Below are 25,114 nucleotides of genomic sequence, written 5' to 3' on the forward strand. Positions count from 1 at the left end.
CCGAGATGGTCAGACCGGGCGGAAGAGGGCCAGTTGAGCCGGACATCTTTCGGCATGCAGCACACCATGTGTAGCTGATCACAGCGGGACGACCCGCGTGTTGCGCGTTTCTGAGATAGGTGCGGACCGAGACCTCTCCACACGAAGGACAAAGCCACTCCGACTGGTCCCGGAGGAAATTTCGGTCTCGCCCGAGAGCCTCGATTTCCGAGGGTGTGAAGCGCGTTACCTGAATCATGCACCCGTCCTTCGCCTGAAAACACCGAGCATAGCTTGCCCGAATTTCTCCGCAGCGGACTCTGTTCCACCCATCGAGCCTGGCCAAGTGGCGTACATCCGGTGATGGTAGATCTCGTGGAAGATCGTGGCCACAGCAGTATCCATATCAGCCAGTCCCATGTTGGAGATCTGGATTACCGGACGTCCTCGCGGCCCCAGATTCGGCCTTCCATTGCCGTCGTGCGGGCTATTCGCGTAAGCGGGCAGGCCATCTCCAGTGGTGCGGATCTCGGGAACGTGCACGATGTCGTACTGGGCAACGCTCATGTCGGCCCTGCCCAGTGCCATTTTCACCTGCTTGATGCTAACGGCAGCGCCGTTCTTCCCTCCAGGAGCGCTCTGGGGGTCTACATCGCAGTTGTGAACGAGGACCGGCGTCTCGCCTGCCAGCACATAGTACGTGTGGAAGTCGTCGACCGTGAGGTTGTGCGTGGTGACGGCGTACGGGTAGTCGCGAGTGGTCTGGACCGTGAGGGTGGTGCCGTCGGGCTTGCGGAGTTGCTCGCCCGGGAGGAATTCGCCGGCGTCGAGCCACTGGTGGCGGGTTTCGTTCCAGTGGGGGTGGTGCGAAGTAGAGGTCAGGGTGGCCGGCGGGCCGCGGGGAGTGGCGTCGTCGGTGAGGGTGAGGTCGGTGAATTCCTTGTCGTCGGGGGTGGTGATGGTCGCCGTGACCGTCTTCGGTGTGGTTTCGCCGGTCTGGGGGTCCGTGGCCAGGACCTTGTCGCCTACCTGAACGTCCTCGATGGCCTTGCTCGTGCCGTCGGCCATCTGGACGCGAGCGCCGGTGGGGAAGCTGTTCTTCTTGACGGGGCAGGAGGCTCCGACCTCGGAGTCACCTCCGCGTGCTTCCGATCCCCCGCCACTCGTTTCGGCATCCGTGTCGGTTCTGTTGGTCTTGGATTCCGTGCCCGCGCTGTCTGTGGCCTTCTCGGTTGCCGCTTTTTCGTCGGCTGCCTTCCGGGCTTGGGCTGCTGCTGCGGCTGCTTCGTCGTCGGCCTTCTTGGCTTTGGTGAAGGCGTTGAGGGCTGCGGTGGCCTTGTTTTCTGCCGCGTTGACGGCGTCGTAGGCCTTATTCATCTCCTTGTAGATCTTGAAGGCCTTGATGCCGATCTTGATGGCCTTGGCGATCTTGCCCCAGGGGACGGCGTTGAGGGCGGTGTTGATGCAGGCCATGACGTCGCCCTTGGTGAAGCAGTCACGGGCGTCGTTGTAACCGATGAGGTCCATGACCAGGTCGACCACGGCGTGCTTCAGCGCGTCGCGCTTCTGCTTCGCCTTCGTGAGCTCGGCGTTGGCGGCGTTCAGTGCCTCGGCCTCGAGGCTCGGGCCTCCCCAGCGCGGGGGGCTGGACCTGGTTTCTGTCTCCTCCGTGCCGTCGGGGCACTGGCCCGGCGAGCATCTGGCCATCAAGCCGTCCGGGTCGGAGAAGTTGAGCGGGCTGTTATTGGCGTAGGCGTAGGCGTTCCACTGCTGTGGGTTGCCGGGGTCGATGAGTGGGTCCGGGCTGATGAAGCGGCCGGTGGTGGGGTCGTATTCGCGGGCGCCGAGGAGGGTGAAGCCGGTGGCTTGTTCCTTGGTGCCACCGACGAAGCCCTTGTCGCCGGCCCAGATGCCGGGGGTGGGCTGGGTGCCGCGTTCGTTGCCGAACGGGTCGGCGGGGCGGCGGATGTGGTTGAGGTCGCCGGCGTTGAACTGGACGCCGTTGGTGCCGTGGTGGTCGGAGGACTGGTAGGTGAGGTTGGACGTTCCGGCGGTGGTGGTGCGGGTGATGGACAGGCCGCCAGGGGCGGCGTAGGTGCGGACGTTGGAGACCTTGCCGGTGGCGGTGTCCAGGGTGAGCTGGTCGGTGCCGAGGTTGAGGGTGGTCTTGCCGGGGTCGCGGCGGATGAGCTGGTTGCCGGCGGTGTCGTAGAGGTAGCTGGTGCCGGCGCTCTCACCGGTACCGGTGATCTTGTCGAGCTTGCCCTGGTCGTTCCAGGTCAGGGTCTTGGTGCCCGGCGTGCTGGTGATGGAGGCGGTGTTGCCGCCGGCGTCGTAGGTGTACGAGGTGACCTTGGTTCCGGCCGCGCTGGTCTCGGTGGACTTCATCAGGGCGTGCGGGCCGCCCGTGCCGCCACCGGTCTTCGGGTCGGTGGACGGGGCGTTGGGGCCGGCGCCGAAGGTCTGGGTGACCGTCGTGTCCTTGGCCGTGTTGCCGGTGACGTCCTTCTTGACCAGCTTGGTGCGGTTGCCGATCTTGTCGTACTCGTACTGCTGCCAGTACGGGGCCGGGCCTCCCACGCTCGGCTTGCCGGTGCCGTCGACCGCGGGTGCGGTGCTGTTGGTGCAGCCGCCGATGCCGCGGACGCTGGGCTGCGGCGCCGTCGTGGTGGTACCGGTGTCGGTCCACGCCTGGGTCAGGCGGCCCAGGTAGTCGTGGGTGAAGCACTGCAGGTCCCGGCTCGCGCCGTCCTGCGTGTTGCTGATCGAGGTCAGCTGCCCGACGCGGTTGTAGGTGTAGTCGACGGCGTCGACGCTGGCCTTGGTCGCGGTCTGCTTGTCCAGGGTGGAGCGGACGGGCCGGCCGGTGGCCTGGTCGTAGTCGATCGTGGATACGACCTGCTTGCCGGTGCCGCCGATGGTGGTACGGATGGCACGGCCGTAGGGGTCGTAGCGCATGTCCACGACGTACGGCGTGGTCACCGAGTTGATCGTGCCGTCGAGGAAGGTGAAGCTGCCCGCGATGTTGTAGTTGAACGTCAGCGTTTCAGTGGCCAGACCGGCGGCGGTGATGGCCGGCAGGTCGGTCGTCTGAAGCTGCCCGTACTTGTCGTAGGTGTTCTTCGTTTCGTAGGTGCCGGCGAGCTGGTTCTCGGCCGCCGGGATGGTGACCTTGGTGCCGAGCGACCGGTAGCCGTTGTCGTAGCCGGTGATCTCGCTCTTGTACTGGCTGCCGGACTTGCCGCCCACGAAGCGGGTGGTGGTGGCGGGCTTGCCGAGGGCCTTGGGCAGGGTGTCGTAGGTGAAGGCCCCGACCTGCTTGGCCTCGTCGACGGCCTTGCCCTCGTAGGTGGCCACGGTGCGGCCGAGGATGTCGCTGACGGTCGTGGCGCTCTTGCCGCGTGCGTCGGTGACGGTGACGAGGTTCTTGGCGTCGTCGTAGGTGGTCTCCGCCGTGCCCGAGTCGGGGTCGGTCGTCTTCACCGTGCGGCCGAGGAGGTCGTAGGTGAAGGTCCACTCGTTGCCCGCGGAGTCCTTGCGGCGCAGTTCCTGGCCCTGGGTGTTGACCTCGTAGAGGGTCTCGTCGTAGGCGCCGGTGGGAGTGTTGCTCTTGTACTGGCGCAGGAGCGAGGTGGTGCCGTTGCTGATGCGCGTCGTGGCGTAGCCGCCCGCGGGCGGGATCGAGCGGACCTCGTCGGCTCCGGGGTACTCGGTCTTCGAGCGCCACTGCTCGATGCCGTAGGACTGGAAGACGGAGGCGGTCGGGCGGCCGAGGCCGTCGAAGACCGAGACGGTCTGCGCCGGGATCTTGCTGTCCGGGTTGACTCCGCCGTTGGGCAGGAACAGGGCGCCGCCTGGGGCGGCCTGGTCGTTGTAGTACGGCGCGCTGGTCTTGACCTGGCGGCCGTGCGAGTCGAACAGGGCGTCGGTGATCATCCGGCCGTAGGCGCCGGAAGGCGTGTGGGCCTGGGTCTGGCGGACGCGGCCGAGGCCGTCGTAGATGGTGTAGCTGTTGATGTAGGAGTTGTCGTTCATGAGCGTCTGGCTCAGAACGGTGGTGGGCGCGTTGGCGCCGTTCATGCTGTACGAGAACTTGCGGACCGGTGGGTCGACGGTCCGGTCCTGCCCGGGCTGCCAGATGGTGGTGACCCGGCCGAGGGAGTCATAGCCGCGTTCGGCGACGTGACCGTTCTCGTCGGTGGTCTTCATCGGCAGTGCGCGGCCGGTGTCGAGGGTCGTGGTGGTCTTCCAACCGAGGGGGTTGGTGTGGGTGACCTCGTACGGCAGGGCGTTGGGCAGGGCCCGGTACTCGGTCTTGGTGACGGCCCCGTCCGGGTGGGCGGTGTCCTTGCGGAGCTTGTTGGTGCTGGTCGCCAGGCGTCCGTAGACGTCGTAGGTGGAGGTGATGTTCAGCCGGTAGACGGGCTGGCCGGAGGCGTCGTACTTCTCCAGGACCTCGGTGCCGGTCTGGTCGGCGGTCGTGCCCGCCTGGCCGAGAGGCTTGCCGTCGAAGTAGGCGCGCGTGTCAGCGACCGTGTTCGCGGCTATCGCGGGGCCCGTGCAGCCGCCGGCGCCCTTAAGGATCAGGGTCCGGGAGGCGAGCTGCGTGAGCGCACCTGCGGGGCCGGCCGCGTAGGTGAAGGTGGTGCACAGCCGCTGGTCGGGGCGGGAGAGGTCGCTCTTGTCGTCGACCTGCAGGGGCCGTGAGAAGGCGGTGTCGTCGTAGGTGGAGGTGCGTTCGCTGACGCGCCAGGTGATGCCGTCGGCGAGCTTGGCGCGGCTGGTGACCTTGCCGGTGTTCATCACTCGCGCGGTGATGGCGGGCATGCCGCCGGACTGGGCGCGGGTGGCGGTGGGCTTTTCGCGGGTCCAGGGGGTGGAGACCTCGTCGGCGATGACGGTGCCGCCGTCGCGGTCGTAGGTCTCGCTCTGGCGGACGAAGCCCGAGAGGTGCTCTTCGTCCTTGATGGTGCCGCCGTGGGCGTCGCTCACGTTCACGCTGCGCTTGGTGCCGTTGGCGAGGACGTCGCCGTCCATGCCGCGCAGGAACGTGGCGACGGACTTGGTGCGCGGGGCCTCGGCGCTGTTGCCGTTGCCGGTGCGGGTGGTGACGGTGGCGTAGCCGCGGAACTGGTCCCAGGTACGGGTCTTGGAGTCGGTGAACTCGGAGTCGTTGCGGTGCCAGGCGATGCCGCCGCCGTACTCGTAGTCGGTGACGACGGTGGTCTGGCCGGCGACCATGTCCTGCTGGGTGACGGACTGAACGACGACCTTGTGGAACCAGTCGTCGACCGGGTCGGGGAAGGACTGGTCGGGCAGGTACCACTTGACCGGCATGCAGGCCATGGCGTTGGTGTCCGCGGCGGCGGGCATGGTGCCCTTCACCCGGGAGCACTCCGGAGCCTTGTAGACGACGTTGATCCGCCCACCGGTCTCGGTGGTGATCTCCTGGATGCGCGGCCGGTGGAAGGGGGAAGTGGTGGCCTCGGTGCCGTTGGGGCGCTTGACCGGCCCGTCGACCCGGTTGGGGATCTGCTTCGGCAGCCCGAAGGTCACCGGCGGAACGTCCAGCTTGGGCCGGGCGTTGGTCGCGCTGCGCTGGATCGACTCCAGCCACAGCGTCGGCGCGGAGCCGTCACCGGAGGGCTCGAGGCGCTGCTTGAGGTTGTAGGTGTCGATGTTGCGGTAGCCGCCGGTGCCGAGGACCTCGGTTTCGATCTTCGCCAGGCGCTTGGTGGAGAAGTAGGTGGGAGACAGGCTCAGGCACTGACCGGTGGCCGCGCATTCCTGGTCGACCGGGGTGTCGCCCCACGCGGTCGGGTTGGTCTTGCGCTTGGTGGGGTCGCAGGCGGTGCCGGCTTCGAAGCAGCGGTCCTGGATGTCCAGCTTGATCTGGGCGGCGGTGTTGGCCGTGCCCTTGGCGGCGATCTGGTCGGGCAGGCGCTGGCCGTAACCGATCCAGGTCGGGTAGGAAGCGCGCTGGTAGAGGGTGGGGGTGCCGGTGCCGTTGTTCTGGCCGCCGCCGCGCGCGTAGTAGTTGTGCTCCTGCGCGTAGCGGTAGGAGGTCAGGTTCTGGTGCGGGTCGACGACGAAGTCGAGGTTCCACTGCCAGCCCAGCTGCTGGTGGGTGCCGTTGGCGGGAGTGGCCGCGCCCAGGCACTTGTCCTGGCCGCTGTTGAAGTAGACCGGGACCGTGGAGACGGAGTCGGCCTGGGGGTCGGTGCCGTCGCCGCCGGGCAGGCGGTTGGAGCCGAAGTAGTACTGGGTGCCGTCGGTCGTGGTGACCTTGAAGGCCTCGCCCTTCCAGGCGGAGTTCCGCTGGCCGGTCAGGCGCTCGATCTTCGTACCGTCGTCGCCCTGCAGCCGGTACTCGCAGGTGGTGTCGTCACGGACGATCTGACCGGCGTGACCGGCCATCGACAGGGAGAGGATGTCGCCGGCCCAGCACTCGTCACCCGAGTCCTTGATGCCCGCGTCCTTGCAGCCCCTGTACGAGCGGGAGATCGAGCCCGGGTGCCAGTCCCAGCCCTCACCGATCAGACCGGCCTGCGCGTTCGTCGACGCGGTACGGCCGTCGATGGAGGAGGAGTCGTAGCCGAGCGTCAGGCTCGGCGCCGCACCCGCGATCGCCGACGGGATCTCGGCCGTGTAGCCGTAGGTGAAGTTACCGGCGTTCGCGCCCGCCTGCCAGGAAGCCGACGGCAGCAACGGCGTCGCCGAATAGTCACCGAGGTTGCTCGACGGACCCGGCTCCATGGCGAGGGCGACGTTCTGCGGGGCGAGCATCTGCGGGGCTGCTGCGAGAGCAGCCTTGGCGTCGCTCGGCGCCGTCAGGGGGGACGGCCGCGCCGCGGGCCGCTTGGGCATGTCGATCTCGGCGACGAGGCGGCCGGAGGCATCGCGGTGCGTGAGGAGAGGCTTGCGGCTGGTGCAGCCCGGTGCGCCCGGTGTGGTCAGCGCGCAGGCGGGCAGCTGGACCAGGCGGGCGCGGGCGCCCCAGTTCGCGCCGGCGTTCTTGGCCCAGGTGGAAGCGTCGACCGCGAGTTCGACCTTGCCCGATGTGGCGGCGCCGACGGGCTCGGTGAGGGCGATCAGTGCGCCGTTCACGCCGGCGGCGCTGGTGGTCTTGGCGTCCTTGACCTCGACGTTGACGCTGCCGGTGGTGGGTGTGGCCGCGGAGGTGGCGAGTTCGGACAGCGGCGTGGAGCTGTTCGCCGTCTTTCCGGGTGCGACCCAGACCGGCAGCTCGCCCGCCTGACGGGTCTTCGACGGGTCTGCCGGACGGCCGGCCGGCGGCCTGCTGATCTCGACCCGGTTGGAACCGCTGGGGGTCTTCGACGCCTTGGCGGGCTTCCACGCCTTGCCGGTGGAGGTCTCCTTGGCAGCCGTCTTGGCGCTGGAGCCCTTGACTGCCTTGGCATTGGGCAGGGCCGTCTTGGGCGGCACCCACACCTTTGGCGGTTTGTCAGCCGCTTGGACCGTTGGAAGGCCCAAGCCCGATACGAAAACAGTGAGCGCGGCGACCGCCGCGACTCTTGCCCGCCTGCGCTGTGAGCGCACGGCGAAGCCACCCCGACGGAACAACAGGATCCCCCACAGAGAAAGAACACGGACGAAACGGAACAGTTGTGTCCGAATCAGCCGCACCCTATGAAGGTTTCGTGTGAAAGTTAAGGGATCTTTAAGGATTTTCCCAGGTGGGGGATGTCACTCCGTGGACAAGGTGTCACGTCGCACCGCTATCCGGACATCTCGATCTTCAACACTTTGACAACTTCGCAAACGGCAGGCAAATGTGCGCCTGACTTCTGTTCATTTCTGCCGACAGCGAGGACCCTCGCCCATGAGGCCAGCCATCCGTTCATCTCGTTCCGGCCCCGGGGTCCGACGCAGACGGCGAGCCACCGGCTCGCTCACGCTCCCCGTGGCCGGGGCCGTGTTGCTCGCCCTCGGCGGCTCACTGCTCGCAAGCCCACCTGCGTACGCGGAGGAGACCCGCGGGCACGGCCCCGCCGACAGCTCGTGGCCCACCCCTGCCTCGAACCCCAACGCAGCCCTGACCGCGGCCGTCGATGCCGCGAAGACCCAGGCCAAGAGCAGCGGCAAACCGGTCATCATCGACCACCTGACGACGGCCAATTCGCAGACCTTCGCGACGCCGGCCGGCTCGCTCAGCACCGACACCTCGCCCGTGCCGCAGCGCGTCAAGACCGCTTCGGGCGCGTGGAAGGCCGTTGACGCCACCCTCCGCACCAACGCCGACGGCACCGTGTCCCCGGTGGCCGTGCCGTCCGCACTCAGCCTCTCCGGCGGCGGCACCGGCCCCATGGCCACCATGACCACCACGGACGGCAAGAAGCTCGCCCTGAAGGCACCTTTCTCGCTGCCGAAGCCGTCGCTCAACGGCGACAGCGCCCTGTACGCCTCCGTCCTGCCCGGCGTGGACCTCGAACTCAGCGCCACCACGCTCGGCGGCTGGCGCCAGGTCCTCATCGTGCGCACCCCGGAAGCCGCGGCCAACCCCGCCGTCAAGAAGCTGCAGCTCGCCGTCGAGGCCGAAGGCCTCACCGTCAGCGCGGACGGCGCGGGCAACCTGAAGGCCACCGACGGCCAGGGCAGGACCCGCTTCTCTGCCCCGACCCCGCTGATGTGGGACTCGGCCGGCTCGGCCGCCCCTGCCCCCGCCCCCCTGGCGAAGTCGGCGCAGACCCAGGCCGCCCGGTCCGCTCTGGCGGAGACCTCCGCGACGCCGTCGAGCACCGACGGTCCCGGCACCGGAGCCACGGTCCAGAGTATCGCCACGACCGTGGACGCCAAGGGCATCCAGCTCGTCCCCGACGCCGCCCTCCTCGGCCAGGGCACCGGCCCGTGGTACATAGACCCGGGCTGGAACCCCACGCTCGACAACGCCAACCAGGCCTGGGCCCAGGTCCAGGAGGCGTTCCCCGACACCAACGAGTACAACGGCACCCAGTACGGGCAGGACAAGCCGGCCGCCGGCTACTGCGGCTACATCGTGGGCAACCCGCCGTGCGACCGGGAGGGCCGCTCGCGCGCCTACTTCCAGATCGGCGTGGATTCCCGCCTCCACGGCGCCGAGGTCATCAACGCGACGTTCTACGCCGACGTCGTGTCCTCCTCCAGCCCCAGCACGGTCACCCCGATGGGCCTGTACTCCACCGGCTACATCAGCAACCCGACCAGCTGGAACCGCCAGCCCTGCGACAAGAACTCGCGCATGGGCGGCTGCGGCAAGATCGGCACCGTGAGCATGTCCGGCTCCGGTGACATCCAGTTCGGCGTCAAGGACCTGGTGAAGACCGCGGTCGCGAACAAGTGGCCCACCATCACCCTCGGCCTCGCGCCCGACGACGAGTACAACAAGTACTACCGTCAGCGGTTCACCAACACCCCGCACATCGTCGTCGAGTACGACATCCAGCCCACGGTCTGGTGGCCCCGCACGGCGCCCACCCCCGGCTTCGCCGACACCGCCGCCTACGCCGACTGCCGCACCCCCGGCACCACCAACCCCTGGGACAACCCGGGCTGGGTCGGAGCCAACAACAACATCACCCTGACGACCTCCACCTACTCGGCCACCGGCCAGCAGCTCTGGACGGCGTTCCAGTACTGGGACGACGACAAGGGTGGTGAGACCAAGTACGCCGAGACCGGATGGCAAAGCAGCTATGGCGCCGTCACCGTCGACATCGGGTCGCTGACCGACGGGCACCAGTACGGCTGGCAGGCCCGCACCACAGACGGCACCCTCACCAGCGCCAACACCGAGATGTGCTTCTTCCGCGTCGACCGCACCCCGCCGACCGCGACCATCACCTCCACCGACTTCCCCGCCTCCGGGACCATCGGCGCACACCCCAAGCGCGCCGGAGAACCGGGCACCTTTACGCTCACCGGCACCGACCCCGCCCCGGCAGGCGGCGGCCGGACGTCCGGCCTCGCCTGCGCCCGGTGGACCACCGACCCGGTCAAGGCGGCCGCCACCGGCTGGAAGTGCACCGATACCGCGGCGGGCATCGTCAAGCTGGCAGGCGGCAAGGCCGACATCAGCATCAAGCCGGTGCGCTGGGGGACGAACTTCGTCTATCTCCAGACGCAGGACAACGCGGGCAACATGTCCCAGCCGTTCGTCTACAGCTACTACGCGCCCTCCAACCCGGACGCCGGGACATCCGTCTTCGGTGACATCAGTGGAGACCACAAGCCCGACATCCTGCTGCCCGACACGGCAGGCGACCTCCGCAAGATCGGTGGCGGCGAGGACCCCTACGGCGCGCCCCGCGCAAAGATGGTCACCGCGCCGGGCAACAGCGGGAACTGGAACGGAATCCAGATCAGTCACCGCGGCAGCCTGGGCTACAAGTCCGTCGATGACCTCTTCGCCCACCAGAGCGGCAGCCCCTACCTGTACGTCTACGACAATGACGGCAACGGCGGCTGGTTCGACGGGCAGGCAGCCACCACCATCGCCAAACCCACCACCTGCCTGAAGTCCGACAAGACGACGGTCATTCCCTGCGCCACCAACGGCTACGGAACCGACTGGGCCAAGGTGACGCAGATCGCGGCGTTCGGCGGAATCGCCGGCGAGCCCGGCGGATCACTTCCCCAGACGTCTCTGCTGTTCGTCGAGAACGGACGCCTGTGGCTGGCAACGGCCGGAAGCGGCGGCAAGCTGGCACCGCAGGCGATCCTGCTGTCCGGAAACGACACCAAGTGGGACGGCTACGACCTGGTCGCACCGGGCCGTGCGCAGGGCACAGCCTTCCCGACCCTGTGGGCCCGCTCCAAGACCGACGGCGGCACCCTGCACGCCTTCACCATCAAGAGCGCCACCGACCTGACCGGGTTCACCGACCCGGCGGCCGGCCTGATCGCGGGCACCATCGATCCGAAGGCCTACCCCAGCATCGGCTCCAACGGCAACATCAGCGATGACGGCATCCCCGACCTGTGGGCTGTCAGCACCAACCAGCACCTTGTTTCCTTCAACGGCATCGGGACTCGCCCGAGCAGCGGGAACCCGAACCCCGCGGTCACCGGAGTCGACACCTCGCCGGTTATGCTGGCCGACCTGAACCGGCCCTCCGCCCAGTGGGGTCTTACTTCCGCCGGTCTGGCCGACACCAAGGTCCGCGACGAGGTCGGCTTCGACGCAGCCACGGCACCCGCTGGCAGCAACCCCGCCACCCCGGCAGGCATCACCTTCAACAAGGAACCCATCGCGGGTCGCGAGACCACCTATGCGGCGTTCCAGGGCAAGGCCTCGACCATCACCAGTACTACCAAGGCTGTCGACACGCGGGGCAGCTTCACCATCACCACCTGGGCCAAGGTCGATTCGGACAAGGGCGGCGACATCGTCAGCCAGGACGGTAGCCGCAGCAGTGCCTTCCGTCTGTACGCCGACCCCAATGGCCAGGCGTGGCGCTTCGCCATCGCCCGCGGCGACACCGATGGCCTGATGTACGACTGGACCGACCTGGCCGTCAACAGCACGGCCCGCTTCGTCCCCAAGCAGTGGGCCCGTATCTCCGCCGTCTACGATGCGGCGACCGGCTTGATGCGCCTCTACGTCAACGGCACTCTCGCCAGCACCGGTCACCACACCGCCACGACCAGCCAAGCCCCCACCGGGTCGCTGGTCATGGGCCGGTACAAGAAGGACGGTCAGCCCGCTCACCTGGCAGCCGACGGCTTGGTCGGCGGTATAAGCAACCTCGCGGTCTACTCGTACGCGGCCCCCATTACCGCCACCAACGCCTCCAGTCCCATCCACCTGGCCGGCGCTGCGACCAACTGCGTCGACAACGACTACGACCGCGACGTCGACGGCAACAAGATCCAGATCGCTGTCTGCAACGGCACGAACGCCCAGCAGTTCCAGATCCGCAACGACGGCACGATCCAGACCCACGGAAGGTGCCTTAACGCCGCGGCAGCCGGCACCGTGAACACGACGCTGATCGAACTGCGTACGTGTGACGCGAGCGCCAAGAGCCAGCAGTTCCTCCCCCGTGCGAACGGCGCAATCTACAACCCCGTTTCCGGGCGCTGCATCGACCTGGGCAACAACGACACGACGCCCGGCCGACAGCTCTGGCTCTTCGACTGTAACGGCTCCCCCGCCCAGACCTGGACCATCCCCAGCCTGGGCACGGCTCCGCTGCCGCTGCCAGTCCCGCTGCCGGAACTTCCCAACCCGTAACCGCAGATCCCACAGAACAGAACACGGGCCCGCCATCCCTGCACGGGGTGGCGGGCCCCACCCTCCGCCGCGAGCCAAGAACTTAGGCTCACACCAGAAACCAGCAGCCCTGACCTTGTGGGACTGCCCAGCAGCAGGCTGCCGGAAGAATCCGGCAGCCTGTCCAACCAGCCATCAGCGACAAAGGAGCCCCGTGCGCAAGCGCCGACTCGTCATAGCCGCAACTGCTCTCGCAGCCGGCGTTGGACTCATACCCGGCGTGGCCCAGGCCCAGCCGACGGCGCCCGATCCCCACAAGGCGGCCGCTCCTGACACGGATCCGATCGCAGCCGAAGCCTCCGGAGCCGAAGTCTTCAGCAGCTCCGAGAACCGCACCATCCGCAAGGCGGTGCCCACCGCCAAGGGCGGGGTGGCGTCCGCAGCGGACAGCTCACCCCTGTCGATCAGGCTGGACAGCTGGGGCACCAGTGCCCACGGGATGTTCCTGTACTCCACCTTCAAGGGGGTGGAGGGTCCCTTCGACGTGACCATCTCCTGGGGCGACGGCATCACCGACACCGTCACGACCACAACCGAAAGGCCGTTGGAGAGCCAGCACTCCTACGCCGAGGTCGGCGAATACACGATCACCGTCACCGCCACCGACCCCGCGAGCAACACGCAGGTCAGCAACAAGGTCTCCGTGCGGACGAAGGGCTCGGACTTCACCCCGCACGCACCCCTTCGGCTCCTGGACACCCGCGACGGCACCGGTGTCGCGAAGGGCAAGGTCCCCGCGAACTGGTACACCAGCGTCAAGGTCACCGGGCAGGGGACCATTCCCGACAACGTCACCGCCGTGGTCCTGAACCTCACCGTCACCAACACCACCGACAGCGGCCACATCATCGCCTCCGGCTCCGGCCGCACGCGACCCGACACCTCCAGCGTCAACTACGCCGCCGGTGAGACCATCCCCAACCTGGTGATCATGCCCGTCGGCAGAGACGGACGTGTCAACCTCGACAACGTCGGCTGGGGTTCCGTCGACCTCATCGCCGACGTGACCGGCTACTTCACCCCCGCTGCATCGAGCGGCTACAAGGCGCTGTCCCCGACCCGCTTCGTCGACACCCGCGAGGGCAAGGGTGCCCCCAAGGGACAGGTCGCGGGCCAGACCGCCCTCGGAGTACAGATCACCGGGCTGGGCGGGGTACCCAAGGGTGCCACCGCCGTCTCCCTCAACGTGACGGTCACGAACCCGCGCGAGGCCGGACACCTGACCGTCCACCCCAGTGGACAGGCCACTCCGACCGCGTCCAACCTGAACTTCACCACGGGCCAGACCGTCGCCAACTCGGTCATCGTCCCCGTGGGGCCCGACGGCCGGATCATCGTCCGCAACGGCTCCTGGAAGCCCACCGACGTCGTCATCGACGTCAACGGCTACTACACGCCCGACAGCAATGCGGCCTACGTACCCAATCACCCCACCCCCGCCCGCTATCTCGACACCCGAAGCACCGGTAGCCCCCTCGGCGAGCGTGACTATCTGCCCGTGCTGGGTCGCCCCGGTGTCGAGGCGTACGTGCTGAACGCGACGGTGACCAACACCACCGGCAGCGGCTTCCTGTCCGTGGCTCCGGATCCCAACAGCCGCGAGCAGTACGAGAACGGCACCGCCACCCCGCCGGTGCGTCCGGTCGCGTCGAACCTGAACTGGACCGCCGGCAAGACGATCGCGAACCTCGTCCAGGCTCCCCCGGCCCAGGGCGGCATGGTCGCCTTCTGGAACCAGGGCTGGGAAGACGTCGACCTGATTGTCGACTTCCTCGGCCACTACGGCACCGACTGATGTACCTGCTGCCCGCTGGCAGCCCGCCCGGAGGGCCGGACCGGGCTGCTGGCGGGGCGAGGAGATCGCACGGGCGCCTGCGAGCACCCAGGGAGACGTCGGCAGTCCTCGTGCTCCAGAGGACGCGCCCGCGCCCGCGGCTCTAGCGGCGGCGCTTGTGGAAGAAGCGTGTGCGGCGGGACGGCTCCGGGGCGTCGTCGGACGGGGGTGGTGGGGGAAGTTCTCGCTGGACCACCGGGTGTGGGGACCAGGTGGTGTCGCGGACGCAGCCGGCCGGGATGCCCAGGATGTCGACGAGCGCCGCGAGGGAGGCTTCGTCGTCGGTGTGACGGCGGTCGAGCCACACGGTGACGCCCGTGTCCTCCACTTCGGTGAACTGGCTCAGGACGAAGAAGCGGCGGCCCAGCCGGAACATGGCGACGTCCACCGCCCCCAGGTCCTCCCAGCTCTGCTCCACCCGCAGCACCAGTCTGTCGGCGTAGGCCTTCATGGGCGGGGGCAGCACACCGATCGGCCGGTGGGAGAGGGCCATCGCGTCCCATATCCCGTACTGCACCGCGGGGTTCGGGTTCTCCTGGTACTGGGGGGCGGGCCGCCAGTGGGGTTCCGGCGCGGGCACGGTGACCGGCTCCCATCTCTTCGACAGCCGGTCAGCGGCCGGCCCGCCCCCCACCGATTCCCGTCCGTTCACTTCCGCCCCCCCCCTGAGCCACTCCTGAGACACGTCCTCGATGGGAATCCTGCCAGGTGGGGCTGGTGGCGGAGCCCGTCCGGCGGGCTCGCAGGGGCCCTGGGGGCGTCGGTGGTCAGGCTGCGGCTCGGGCGGGGGTGGTGGCTTCGGTCGGGTGCTGTGCCAGCCGGCGGCGGCGGCCGGGCATGCCGGCGGTGGGGTGGGCCACGCCCCATGCCGCGCCCTTGCAGATCAGCTCCTTGTAGAGGGCGGCCGTGCGGCCGGTCAGGACCTTGTCGACCGCCCGGTCGTCGGCGGTGACGAACTGGATCAGGCCCTCCTTGCGGCCCAGGGAGATGCACTGCTGGAAGTAGCGGATGGGGACGTGCGGGACCTTGGTGCCGGCGAGCCGGGCGGCGATCGCGTCGGCGGCCTGCCAGGCCATGGGGACGCCCGAGGCGCACGACATGCGCAGCGGCTTGCCGCCGGGGCCCGCCGCCGTCGCCGCGTCGCCCACGGCGTACACGTCCGGGTGGGAGAGCGAGCGCATCGTCGCGTCGACCTCGATCCGGCCGCCGTCGGTGACCTGCAGCGTGGTGGCCCGGGCGATGGGGTGGACGGCGAATCCCGTGGTCCAGACGGTGACGTCGGCGGGGAGGGTCCGGCCGTCGGCGGTCGTGACGCGGTCGGCCCGCACGGCGTCGACCACGGCGTGCTCGTGGACGGTGACGCCGAGGCCGTCCACCGTCCTGCGCAGGTGGGCGCGGCCCTTCTGCGACAGCCAGTCGCCGAGGCCGCCGCCCGCGGCCAGGGAGACGTCGAGGTCCGGGCGGGCCTCGGCGATCTCCGTCGCGGCCTCCAGTCCCGTCAGGCCGCCGCCGACCACGACCACGGGCCGGCCGGGTTCCAGAGCGGCGAGGCGCTCGCGCAGCCGGAGGGCGCCCGGACGGCTGGAGACCTCGTGGGCGTGCTCGGCGGTGCCCGGGACGCCCCCGTCGTTCCAGCCGCTGCCGAGGGCGTAGACCAGGGTGTCGTACGCCAGTTCCTCCGGCTCGGCGGCGGCCGCGGGGGCCGTTGCGGCCACCGCGTCGGCGGGGGTGACCGAGACCGTCTTGCGGTCCACGTCCACGGCGGTCACCCTGGCGAGCTTCACCGTCACCCCCGTACCGGCGAACATCCGGTCGAACGGCCGGGGCCGGAGGTCCGCTCCGGCGGCGAGCTGGTGCAGCCGGACGCGCTCGACGAAGTCGGGCTCGGGGGTGACGAGGGTGATGCTGACGTCCTCGCGGTGCAGCCGCTTGGCGAGACGGCCGGCGGCGACGGCACCGGTGTATCCGGCTCCGAGGACGACGATGCGGTGCTCCATGTCCGTGCTCCTGTCTGGGCGGGTCCGCCGTGGTCCGGCGTGGTTTCGCACCTTGAACCGGGCAGCCCCGCGTTTCCTGACAGGATCCGATGGTGACCTGCGTCACAGGGTGTGGAGCGGGCCCTCCCCGTGATCCGCGGCCGCCCACCGCTCGGTGGCGCGCACGAGCTTGTCGGGGTTGACCTGGCTGGTGACCGCCACGATGCCGTCCGCGGTGACGTCCAGGCAGGTGATCCCGACGAGCCGGCCGTCGACGACCGCCGCAATGGCGGGCCCGCCGTTGGCGGTCGTGGCGTAGATCTCGGGCGTGCCGCCGACGATGGCCCGCTTGGCCTTGCCCGGCTTGAACAGGCCGCGCAGGAACGTGGCCACCGCGAGGGCGCCCTCGAACGCCTTCGCGCGGGCCGGGACCTTGCCGCCGCCGTCGCCGACCGCGACGGCGTCCTGGGTGAGCAGCTGGACGAGGGGTTCGGTACGGCCGCTGGTCGCGGCGGCGAGGAACTCCTCGACGATCCGCCGTGCCGCGGCCGCGTCGATCTCGGTGCGCACCCGGCCGTCCGCGACGTGCTTCTTGGCCCGGTGGTGGATCTGCTGGCTGGCGGCCTCGGTGACGTCGAGGATCTCGGCGATCTCCCGGTGCGGGTAGTCGAAGGCCTCCCGCAGGACGTACACGGCACGCTCGTTGGGCGTCAGGCGCTCCAGCAGGACGAGGACGGCGTACGAGACGGACTCGCGCTGCGCGGCGGTGTCGGCCGGCCCGAGCATCGGATCGCCTTCGAGGAGCGGCTCGGGGAGCCAGCGCCCCACGTACGTCTCACGTCGGGCGCGGGCCGAGGTCAGCTGGTTGAGGCAGTAGTTGGTCAGTACCTTCGTCAGCCAGGCCTCGGGCACCTCGATCCGCCCGACGTCCGCCGCCTGCCAGCGCAGGAACGTCTCCTGCACCGCGTCCTCCGCATCGCCCGCCGACCCGAGCAGCCGGTACGCGATGGCCTCCAGCCGGGGCCTGGCGGCCTCGAACCGGTCCACGTCACTCATGAGCAGCGCCATGCCGTGATCTTAGGCGCCCCGCCGGAGACCGCGCCGGGCGGGACGGGGCCGGGCCGGGCGGGGCGGGACGAGGCCGGGCGAGACGGGGCCGGGCGGGACGGGGCCGGGCCGGGCGGGACGGGCCGGGCGGGACGAGGCCGGGCGGGACGGGGCGCCACGGGCCGGGCCCGGGCCTTCGTCTCCTGGACGCCCGGCCGAAACCCGGCCCGACGCGGTCAAGGCCGTTGCGCCGGCGGTCCGTTCGGCGCCCGCGGGGCGTTGTTCAGTGGTCGATGACCGCGACGGCTTCGACCTCGACCAGGTGCTCGGGGACGTCCAGCGCCGCGACGCCCAGCAGGCTGGCCGGGGGTGTCGGGGTGACGCCCAGTTTCGTGGCCGCGCGGGTGATCCCTTCCATGAGCTGCGGCATCTGGTCGGGGGTCCAGCCGGCGACGTAGACGGTCAGCTTCGCCACGTCGTCGAACGAGGCACCGACCTCGGCCAGGGCGGTGTCGACGTTGAGGTAGCACTGCTCGACCTGGGCGGCGAGGTCGCCCTCGCCGACCGTGACACCGTCCGCGGTCCAGGCGACCTGGCCCGCGATGAAGACCAGCTTCGAGCCGGTCGCGACCGACACCTGCCGGTAGGCGTCGGTCTCCGGGAGACCACTGGGGTTCACCAGGGTGATGGGCATGCTGCCGCCTCCTTTGCATGAGGGCACTCCGCACCGCGCGTGCTCTCTTGTGGTTACTCAGGAACCGTAAGAGAGTGGTCACTGACATGGAAGAACGCACTTTTCAGTGACTGGGGAACCTCGTGGGAACCAAGCAGTTCAGCGGCTCGGCCGACGACGCGGACGTCAGGCGCGCCGACTCCCTGGCCCGGGAGATCTTCTCGGACGTCGCCAACAAGTGGGCCCTGCTGATCATCGAGGCCCTGGGAGAGCGCATCCTGCGCTTCGGTGAGCTGCGGGACGAGGTCGAGGGCATCAGCCACAAGATGCTCACCCAGAACCTGCGGATGCTCGAACGCAACGGCCTGGTCGAGCGGACCGTGCACCCCGTGGTGCCGCCGCGGGTCGAGTACACCCTCACCGGCCCGGGCCGGGCGTTGCGGGTGACGATCGACGGACTGTGCGACTGGACCCACCGCCACCTGGGCCACATCGAGGCCTCCCGCCACCGCTTCGACGGCTGACGCCGGGAGCGTACGGCGCGCCCGGTACGCGGGCCGTTCCGGAGCAGCCCTTAGGGGTTGGCCCATGAGCTTGACAGCAGGTCACGAGGGGGGAGCCCTGCCCGGTCCGGTGGCACCGGCGGGGAGTTGGCGGGCGCCGAGCGCGGTCGAGCGGGGGCTGTACGAGGCGAAGGTGCGCGGCGACTGGCCCGCGTACTACGACCTGGTCGCCCGGGCCGACCTGTTCATGATGCAGTCGCGGGCCCACGTCGACGCGAACGCGGGCAGCACTCGCTTCCACCCGTACTGGAACCCGCAGACGCGGACCCCGTGCCTGGCCGTCTACACCGGCGGCATGCTGCCCCCGCCCGTCGCCGACCCGGTCTACAACTGCTACGACCTGAGCTGGTTCGCGGAGGTCTGGAACCAGGACGACCCGCCCTACCTCGTCGTCAATCCCGGCAGTCCCTGCGAGGGCGTCCTGCCGGCCGGGCCGGAGGGCCGCGCCCTGTGGCAGCGCCACTGCGCCCCGGTCGAACGGGCGGGTCTGGCCCAGGACGTCGTCCACACCCTCGAGGTGGGCGGCCCCCGCACCGGGCCCGTCGCCTTCGGTCTCGCGGTCGGCGCGCACATCAACGTGCACAACGGGCGCTACCGGATCTATTCGCAGTGCACCGGGCTTCAGCCCGGTGGTGAAGCGAATCTGAGAGCTGCTCTGACCTCAGCCGTGGGCACGGATCCGCACTGTTCACCTCAGCCCCAGGTCAGAGCGGCCGGTTCTGCTGCTCGATGTACTGCTTCACGATGCTGAGCGGCGCGCCGCCGACGGACCCGGCGAAGTACGAGCCGGACCACAGGCGCTGTGCCCGCCAGTAGTGGCGGACGAGGTCGGGGAACTCCTGGCGGAGCCTGCGGGAGGACACGCCTTTGAGGGAGTTCACCAGCCTGGACACGGCGACCTTAGGCGGGAAGTTCACGAGCAGGTGGACGTGGTTGTTCTCGCCGTTGAACTCGACCAGCTCGGCCTCGAAGTCCTCGCACACGGCGCGCATGATCTCCTCGCACCGCGTCAGGTGCCGGTCGGCGAAGACCTTGTGCCGGTACTTCGTCACGAAAACCAAGTGGACGTGCATGCGGAAGTCACAGTGACGGCCTGTACGAACGTTCTCATCGCTACCCATAAACCAACTGTGCATCATGATCCGCATGCAGCTTCGGTACAGCTTCCGCCTGTATCCGAGCGCCGGTCAGCGCAGCACGTGAGCGAGGGCGTTCGGGTGCGCGCGGGTGGTCTACAACGACGCGCTCCGCGCTCGGGAGACCGCCCGCAGCGAAGGTATGCCGTTCCCGAAGACCGGCGACCTGTCGAAGGCTCTGATCACCGACGCGAAGAACACCCCGGAACGGGCGTGGCTCGGCGAGGTGTCGGCGGTCGTCCTCCAGCAGTCTCTGCGGGACCTGGACACGGCGTACCGGAACTTCTTCGACGGCCTCAAGGGCAAGCGCCCGCGCATGGGCGCGCCCCGGTACAAGTCGAAGAGGGGCACCCGGCAGTCGGTCCGGTTCACGGCGAACGCCCGCTGGTCGATCACGACCGGCGGGAAGCTGCGCCTGCCGAGGATCGGCGACGTCAAGGTGAAGTGGTCCCGCAGCCTGCCCTCCACCCCGTCCACGGTGACGGTGGTCAAGGACAGTGCGGGCAGGTACTTCGCGAGCTTCATCGTGGAGACCGGCCCGGAGGAAGTCCTGCCCGAGGTTGCGCCCGAGGTGGGCATCGATCTCGGCCTCGGACACTTCGCCGTCCTCTCCGACGGGACGAAGGTCGACAGCCCGCGCTTCCTGCGCCGGGTCGAGAAGCGCCTGAAGAAGGCACAGCGCACCTTCCCCCGCAAGGAGAAGGGCAGCAAGAACAGCGACAAGGCCAGGGTCCGCGTCGCACGGGCACACGCCCGTGTCGCGGACGCGCGCCGCGAGTTCCACCACCAGCTCTCCACCAAGCTGATCCGCGAGAACCAAGCGGTCGCTGTGGAGGACCTGGCGGTAAAGGGACTCGCGCGTACGCGCCTGGCCAAGTCCGTCCACGACGCCGGATGGTCGGCGTTCGTGAGCATGCTGGAGTACAAGGCCGCCCGGTACGGACGGACCTTCCACCGGATCGGCCGCTTCGAGCCCACGTCTCAGGTGTGCTCGCGGTGCGGCGTCAAGGACGGCCCCAAGCCGCTGAGCGTCCGTGTGTGGACGTGCCAGGCGTGCGGGGCGGTCCTGGACCGGGACATCAACGCGGCGGTCAACGTCGCCAAGGCCGCCGGACTGGCGGTATCAGCCTGTGGAGCGCAGGTAAGACCAGGACTCGTCCCGGCACCGCGCAGCGAAGCAGGAACCCACCCGACACCGCAGCCTTCAACGGCGCGGTAGGCGGGAATCTCCCCCCCTACAGGGGGGAGAGGATGTCAATGGAACTCCATGGCGTACCACGGCTGCGGCTACCTCGGCGAGAAGCGCATGCTGGAGCGCTGGTGGGGCGTCACCGGCCGGGAGGACTGGCAGGGCACGCTGGAGCAGCTGCTGCGCGCCGGAATGGTCAGCGGCGTATGGGAGTTCGCGCTGCAACTGCGCCGCTCCATGGCCCTGGACTTCGCGGGCCCCGTCGACGTCGAGCACTGGCGCCAGGCCGCGAGCGGCGTGGTGCGCCGGCGCGCCGAGGCCGCCGCCGAGCCCTCCCTGACCGCGGACGGCGTGACCCCGGGCCGGGCCGTCACCGAGGCGGAGCTGGAGGGGCAACTCACCGGTCTGCAACGGCTGATCGGCCGCATCGACCGCTACGAGGCGAGGTTCCGCGCCGACGGTCTGCTGCCCGAGGGCGGCTTCGTCCGGAGCGTCGAGGCCTGGGACTACGGCCGGGCCTCCGGCATGGCCCGCTGGGGAATCGCCGCCCGCCTGTGCTCGCTGCAGGAGGCGGAGGCGGCCGTGGTCCGGGCCGGCCGTCTGGTCCAGGTCAACTACCGCTCGTGGGAGGACTTCTCGGCCGCCTACGTGCTGGGCCGCTGTCTCCACTTCGACGAGGAGGAGTTCGGCGAGTGGTACGAGACGGTGCTGGCGACCCATCGTGTCCTGACCACGGACCCGGCGAGCCCGTGGCGCACGCTCGCCTGGACCTGAGCCGCGGGGGTCAGCGGGGGCGGCGGCGTCGGCGGGCGCGTTCGAGTTCGGTGACGTCCGACATCCAGGGACCGTGCTGTTCGAGTGCGGCGCAGCCGCCGCGGGCGAAGGCGCTCACCAGGCTGCGGTAGCCGCCGATCCCGTCGACCAGTCTGTACTCGACCCGGTATTCCGGCTCCGATCGGGCTCCGCCCGGGCGCAGCGTCGTGATCCGGGCGATGGAGTCCGCGTAGAAGTGGAGCTGGATGCCTTCGCCCTTCTCCTCGTCCTCGATGGTGAAGACTTCGTTGTTCGGGGCGGAGCGGTCGGCGACGAACTCCCAGAACTCGGCGGTGGCGGTGCGGGGGCCGTCCCGGAGCCACTTCTTCTCGGCGCCCTTGTCGTCGGTGAACGACAGGGCCGTCTTCCTCCCGTCCCCGATCCCGTCCCCGCTGCCGCTGCCGCTGCCGCTGCCGCTCCATTCCTCGTCGTCGTCCAGGGGGGTGTTCCTGGAGCGGGCCGCGGCCTCCGAGCACATCAGGAAGCCCACGGTGTGGACCGCGTCGTCGGCGAGCCCTGGGTGGGCGCGGCGGACGGCCGTTTCGACCGTCGCCTTCATCCGGTCCCAGTCGTGCTTGTCGGTGGCGTGTCTGCCCCGTCGCGGATCGCGGCCGATCCGCATTGCGGCGCACGCCTGCTGCGCGGTGGCGATCACCCGCATGACCTCGGGCAGCAGTGCGGGGTCGACGGCACCGGGCGTCCGCCGGGGGATCGTCGCGCCGTGCAGGTACTGGCCGGTGTACTTCAGGATCGCGGTGTCGGTCGGGCCGAGGACCACTGCGCGCTCGGCGCGTCGGCGCTCCGCGCGGTCCTGCTGGGCTCGTTCCCCGTCCGGCGTCTGCGTCGCGGCGTGCAGCGCCGCGCAGACCTGACCGCGGTCCAGGAGAGCGGTGTCGGCGCCGTGGGCGACGAGCCGGCTCCTGTCCCATCGGATACGGCGGAAGAGGGCGTCGACGTCCGCGGGCGGGGCGAGGAGGATCGGGTCCAGAAGGGCCACGGCCGCGTCCTCGTCGAGGCGGCCACGGGTTCCGGCGTCGTCGCACAGCGGAAGGACCGCGCTCCACAGCAGCAGGTGCCGGGCGAGGTCCTGCCGGATCACCGCGAGGTGGGCTTCGCCGATCGGGAAGGTGAAGGTGCGGGGGTCGTGGTTGGCGTCGGCCCCGGCGCCGAGCGTCAGCCGCAGCGCGCCGTCCTCGCGGATGACGTTCGGGATCCAGCCGCTCGTGCGCGTGAAGACGATGTCCTTCACGACCAGCGGGCGCATTCGGCGTCGAGGCGGGGGTCGGTGCGCACCCAGACTTCGCCGTCGGCGGCGTCGGCCGGGGCGTCGACCCGTTCGAGGCGGAGGAATTCGAGCAGCGCGAGCAGTTCGGCTCGTTCGGCCCGGTCGTCGTCGGCGCCGTGCGAGTCGAAGAAGACGTAGTACTGGTCGCTCGGGTCGACGATGCCGGAATCCGCCCAGATCCGGCCGACTTCCTCGATCGCGGCCGCTTCCGTCGTGAACGTGGCGGCGCGGGCGGCGCCGCGCGTCTGCGGTGCGGCGTCGAGGTCGCAGGGGTCGGAGAACCACTGGCCGAAGCGGTCGAGTCCGGCGTATCCGTTCTCGAAGAACAGCATCGCGCCGGGGAGGTAGCGGTTGGGCCTGTCGACCCGGAGGTATTGCGACCGGGGCGGGTCGGTGGCGCGGGTCCGGCGGATCACGCCTTGTGCGGGCATGAGGACCAGGCTCTGCCCGGCCGGTCCGTCGGTGATGGTGCAGGTGCCGGGGTTGCGGTCGCGGAAGAACACGGAGAAGGCCACGTACGCTTCCTGGGCGTCGCCCACGCAGACCTGCTGGTCGTCGCCGTCACCGGCGTCGAAGACGAACTGTTTGGGTCCGGGGTGGTAGGGGCGGGCCATGTGCGTCCTTCGTTCACGTGCTGGCGGCCCCCTCAGCGTAGCCGCCGCCTCGCCGGGCCCCTCCGGCCGCCGGTGGTCCGGCCGGGCGGCGCCGTTCGTCACGGCGTGCTGGTGAAGGAGCGGCGGTAGGAGCGGGGCGGAACTCCCCGGCGGCGCACGAACTGTTCCCGCAGGACGGCCGCGCCGGTGTATCCGACGCGGCGGGCGATCTCCTCGACGGGCAGGTCGGTGGTCTCCAGGAGCTCCTCGGCGCTGCTCAGGCGCAGGGTCCGCAGCCAGGCGTGGGGGGTGGTGCCGGTGGCGGCGGTGAAGCGGCGGGCGAAGGAGCGTTTGCTCATCATGGCGCGCCGGGCCAGTTCCGCGACGGGGAGCGGCTCGTGCAGGTTGGCGCGGGCCCAGGCGAGTACGTCCGCGAGACGGTCGTCGCCGCAGTCCTCGGGGACGGGGGCGGCCAGGTACTGCGCCTGCCCGCCGTCGCGGTGGGAGGGCAGCACCACGTCCCGGGCGACCGTGTTGGCCACGGCCGCTCCGTACTCGCGGCGCAGCAGGTGCAGGCAGAGGTCGAAGCCGGCGGCGGCTCCGGCGCCCGTGAGGACGGGTCCTTCGTCGATGTAGAGGGCGTCCGGTTCGACGCGGACCTCGGGGTGGCGGCGGGCGAGCAGTTCGGCGAACCGCCAGTGGGTGGTGGCCCGCCGGCCGTCGAGGAGTCCGGCGGCGGCGAGCGCGAAGGCGCCGACGCAGTGGGCGGCGACCAGTGCGCCGCGCTCGTGCGCGGCCGACAGGGCATCGAGGACGGCGGGAGCGGGGGGCGTGCGGAAGCCGGCCCACGGCAGGGCGATCACGAGGTCGGCCGAGGCGAGCCGGTCCAGGCCGTCCGGGACGGTGAGCGGTATGCCGAGGTCGGTGGGGACCGGCCCGGGCCGGTCGGTGCACAGGGTGACGTCGAAGCCGGGCAGTTCGGCGCCGTGCGGGCCGAAGACCTCGGTGACGATGCCGACCGCGAGCATGCCGACTCCGGGCGGGGCGTAGGCGGCGACGGACACGAAGGGGGGCACCCCCGCAGTGTGGCACCAATCCTGCGATCAGTGGCAGCCGTGCCACTCGTGCACGACGTCCGTGGCGGCGAGAGTGGGGGCATGACAGACGCACCGCTCGGCCGCAGCGCCGTGTACTCGGTCCTGACCACCGGTTATGTCGGCTCCACCGGCCCTGGAGTCGCCGCCACCGTCTCCTACGTGTCCGACGCCGGCCTGCACGTGGTCTTCGACCCGGGCATGGTGGCGGGCCCGGACCGCATCCTGGGTCCGCTCGCCGAACTGGGGCTCGGGCCCGACGACATCACCGATGTGGTGCTCAGCCACCACCATCCGGACAACACCATGAACGTGGGTCTGTTCGGGCGGGCCCGGGTGCACGACCACCAGGTGGAGTACCGCGGCGACCAGTGGGTGAACCGGGACGCCGAGGGCCATGACCTGACCCCGTCGCTGCGGCTGATCCGCACCCCGGGCCACAGCCCCGAGGACATCACGCTGCTGGCGGGCACGGACGCGGGCGTCGTCGCCTTCGCCGGGGACCTGTGGTGGCACGCGGACGGCCCGGCGGACGACCCGGTGGCCCCCGACCGGGAGGTGCTGCGCGCCTCACGGCTGCGGGTGCTGTCGGCGGCGGACCTGATCGTGCCCGGCCACGGCGCCCCGTTCAGGGCCGACGACACCACCCCGCGCTAGTGTT

Annotated in this window: 14 protein-coding genes and 2 pseudogenes; 7 read left to right on the forward strand and 9 right to left on the reverse strand. The window is 69.9% G+C overall.

Annotated features, from left to right (window positions below):
* Positions 1-234 precede the first annotated feature (234 nt).
* Positions 235-7,425: a polymorphic toxin-type HINT domain-containing protein gene (locus AC2RP6_RS00100; RefSeq protein ID WP_486444256.1), complete on the reverse strand. Its 7,191-nt coding sequence runs from the start codon at positions 7,423-7,425 to the stop codon at positions 235-237.
* Positions 7,426-7,903: 478 nt separating this feature from the next.
* Here AC2RP6_RS00100 and AC2RP6_RS00105 point away from each other — a divergent pair, with 478 nt between their 5' ends.
* Positions 7,904-12,211 carry a ricin-type beta-trefoil lectin domain protein gene (locus AC2RP6_RS00105; RefSeq protein WP_486444257.1) on the forward strand — a complete coding sequence of 1,436 codons (4,308 nt, stop codon included), beginning with the start codon at positions 7,904-7,906 and terminating at the stop codon, positions 12,209-12,211.
* A 259-nt stretch (positions 12,212-12,470) separates the two neighbouring features.
* The gene (locus AC2RP6_RS00110) at positions 12,471-14,045 is read left to right on the forward strand and encodes a PKD domain-containing protein (RefSeq protein WP_486444258.1); all 1,575 of its coding nucleotides are present in this window, start codon (positions 12,471-12,473) and stop codon (positions 14,043-14,045) included.
* Positions 14,046-14,187: 142 nt separating this feature from the next.
* Here AC2RP6_RS00110 and AC2RP6_RS00115 read toward each other — a convergent pair whose 3' ends face one another.
* The 4 genes from AC2RP6_RS00115 to AC2RP6_RS00130 form a co-directional block, all read right to left on the reverse strand.
* Positions 14,188-14,664, reverse strand: a complete 477-nt coding sequence (locus AC2RP6_RS00115; protein ID WP_486444259.1) for a hypothetical protein — start codon at positions 14,662-14,664, stop codon at positions 14,188-14,190.
* A 187-nt stretch (positions 14,665-14,851) separates the two neighbouring features.
* On the reverse strand, positions 14,852-16,081 hold the full coding sequence (locus tag AC2RP6_RS00120; protein ID WP_486444260.1) for an NAD(P)/FAD-dependent oxidoreductase: 1,230 nt from the start codon (positions 16,079-16,081) through the stop codon (positions 14,852-14,854).
* 102 nt (positions 16,082-16,183) lie between these two features.
* Positions 16,184-17,128 carry an RNA polymerase sigma factor SigJ gene (gene sigJ, locus AC2RP6_RS00125; RefSeq protein WP_486444261.1) on the reverse strand — a complete coding sequence of 315 codons (945 nt, stop codon included), beginning with the start codon at positions 17,126-17,128 and terminating at the stop codon, positions 16,184-16,186.
* A 262-nt stretch (positions 17,129-17,390) separates the two neighbouring features.
* Complete coding sequence (locus AC2RP6_RS00130; protein ID WP_486444262.1) at positions 17,391-17,801, reverse strand: RidA family protein; 411 nt, start codon at positions 17,799-17,801, stop codon at positions 17,391-17,393.
* Between the two features lie 122 nt (positions 17,802-17,923).
* Between AC2RP6_RS00130 and AC2RP6_RS00135 the strand changes: the two genes are divergently transcribed.
* Together AC2RP6_RS00135 and AC2RP6_RS00140 are read left to right on the forward strand one after the other, a co-directional pair.
* Positions 17,924-18,304, forward strand: coding sequence for a winged helix-turn-helix transcriptional regulator (locus tag AC2RP6_RS00135; RefSeq protein WP_486444263.1), 381 nt, complete (start codon positions 17,924-17,926; stop codon positions 18,302-18,304).
* Between the two features lie 64 nt (positions 18,305-18,368).
* Complete coding sequence (locus tag AC2RP6_RS00140; protein ID WP_486444264.1) at positions 18,369-19,094, forward strand: hypothetical protein; 726 nt, start codon at positions 18,369-18,371, stop codon at positions 19,092-19,094.
* Here the strand turns inward: AC2RP6_RS00140 and tnpA are convergent.
* Positions 19,048-19,464 carry an IS200/IS605 family transposase gene (gene tnpA / locus AC2RP6_RS00145; RefSeq protein ID WP_486444265.1) on the reverse strand — a complete coding sequence of 139 codons (417 nt, stop codon included), beginning with the start codon at positions 19,462-19,464 and terminating at the stop codon, positions 19,048-19,050. The genes AC2RP6_RS00140 and tnpA overlap by 47 nt on opposite strands.
* 25 nt (positions 19,465-19,489) lie before the next feature.
* Between tnpA and AC2RP6_RS00150 the strand changes: the two are divergent.
* Together AC2RP6_RS00150 and AC2RP6_RS00155 are read left to right on the forward strand one after the other, a co-directional pair.
* Positions 19,490-20,698: pseudogene (locus AC2RP6_RS00150) on the forward strand (RNA-guided endonuclease InsQ/TnpB family protein).
* 30 nt (positions 20,699-20,728) lie between these two features.
* Positions 20,729-21,442: pseudogene (locus AC2RP6_RS00155) on the forward strand (DUF1266 domain-containing protein); the annotation flags it as partial.
* Positions 21,443-21,452: 10 nt separating this feature from the next.
* Here the strand turns inward: AC2RP6_RS00155 and AC2RP6_RS00160 are convergent.
* The 3 genes from AC2RP6_RS00160 to AC2RP6_RS00170 form a co-directional block, all read right to left on the reverse strand.
* Complete coding sequence (locus AC2RP6_RS00160) at positions 21,453-22,730, reverse strand: DUF6357 family protein (RefSeq protein ID WP_486444266.1); 1,278 nt, start codon at positions 22,728-22,730, stop codon at positions 21,453-21,455.
* On the reverse strand, positions 22,727-23,380 hold the full coding sequence (locus AC2RP6_RS00165) for a hypothetical protein (RefSeq protein ID WP_486444267.1): 654 nt from the start codon (positions 23,378-23,380) through the stop codon (positions 22,727-22,729). Before AC2RP6_RS00165 ends, AC2RP6_RS00160 begins: the two co-directional genes overlap by 4 nt.
* Before the next feature lie 98 nt (positions 23,381-23,478).
* Positions 23,479-24,387, reverse strand: a complete 909-nt coding sequence (locus tag AC2RP6_RS00170; RefSeq protein WP_486444343.1) for a GlxA family transcriptional regulator — start codon at positions 24,385-24,387, stop codon at positions 23,479-23,481.
* Positions 24,388-24,516: 129 nt separating this feature from the next.
* Here AC2RP6_RS00170 and AC2RP6_RS00175 point away from each other — a divergent pair, with 129 nt between their 5' ends.
* A complete protein-coding gene (locus AC2RP6_RS00175; protein WP_486444268.1) occupies positions 24,517-25,110 on the forward strand; it encodes an MBL fold metallo-hydrolase in 594 nt (197 codons plus the stop codon).
* Positions 25,111-25,114: the final 4 nt, after the last annotated feature.

This window comes from Streptomyces sp. WAC03905, from assembly GCF_057371075.1.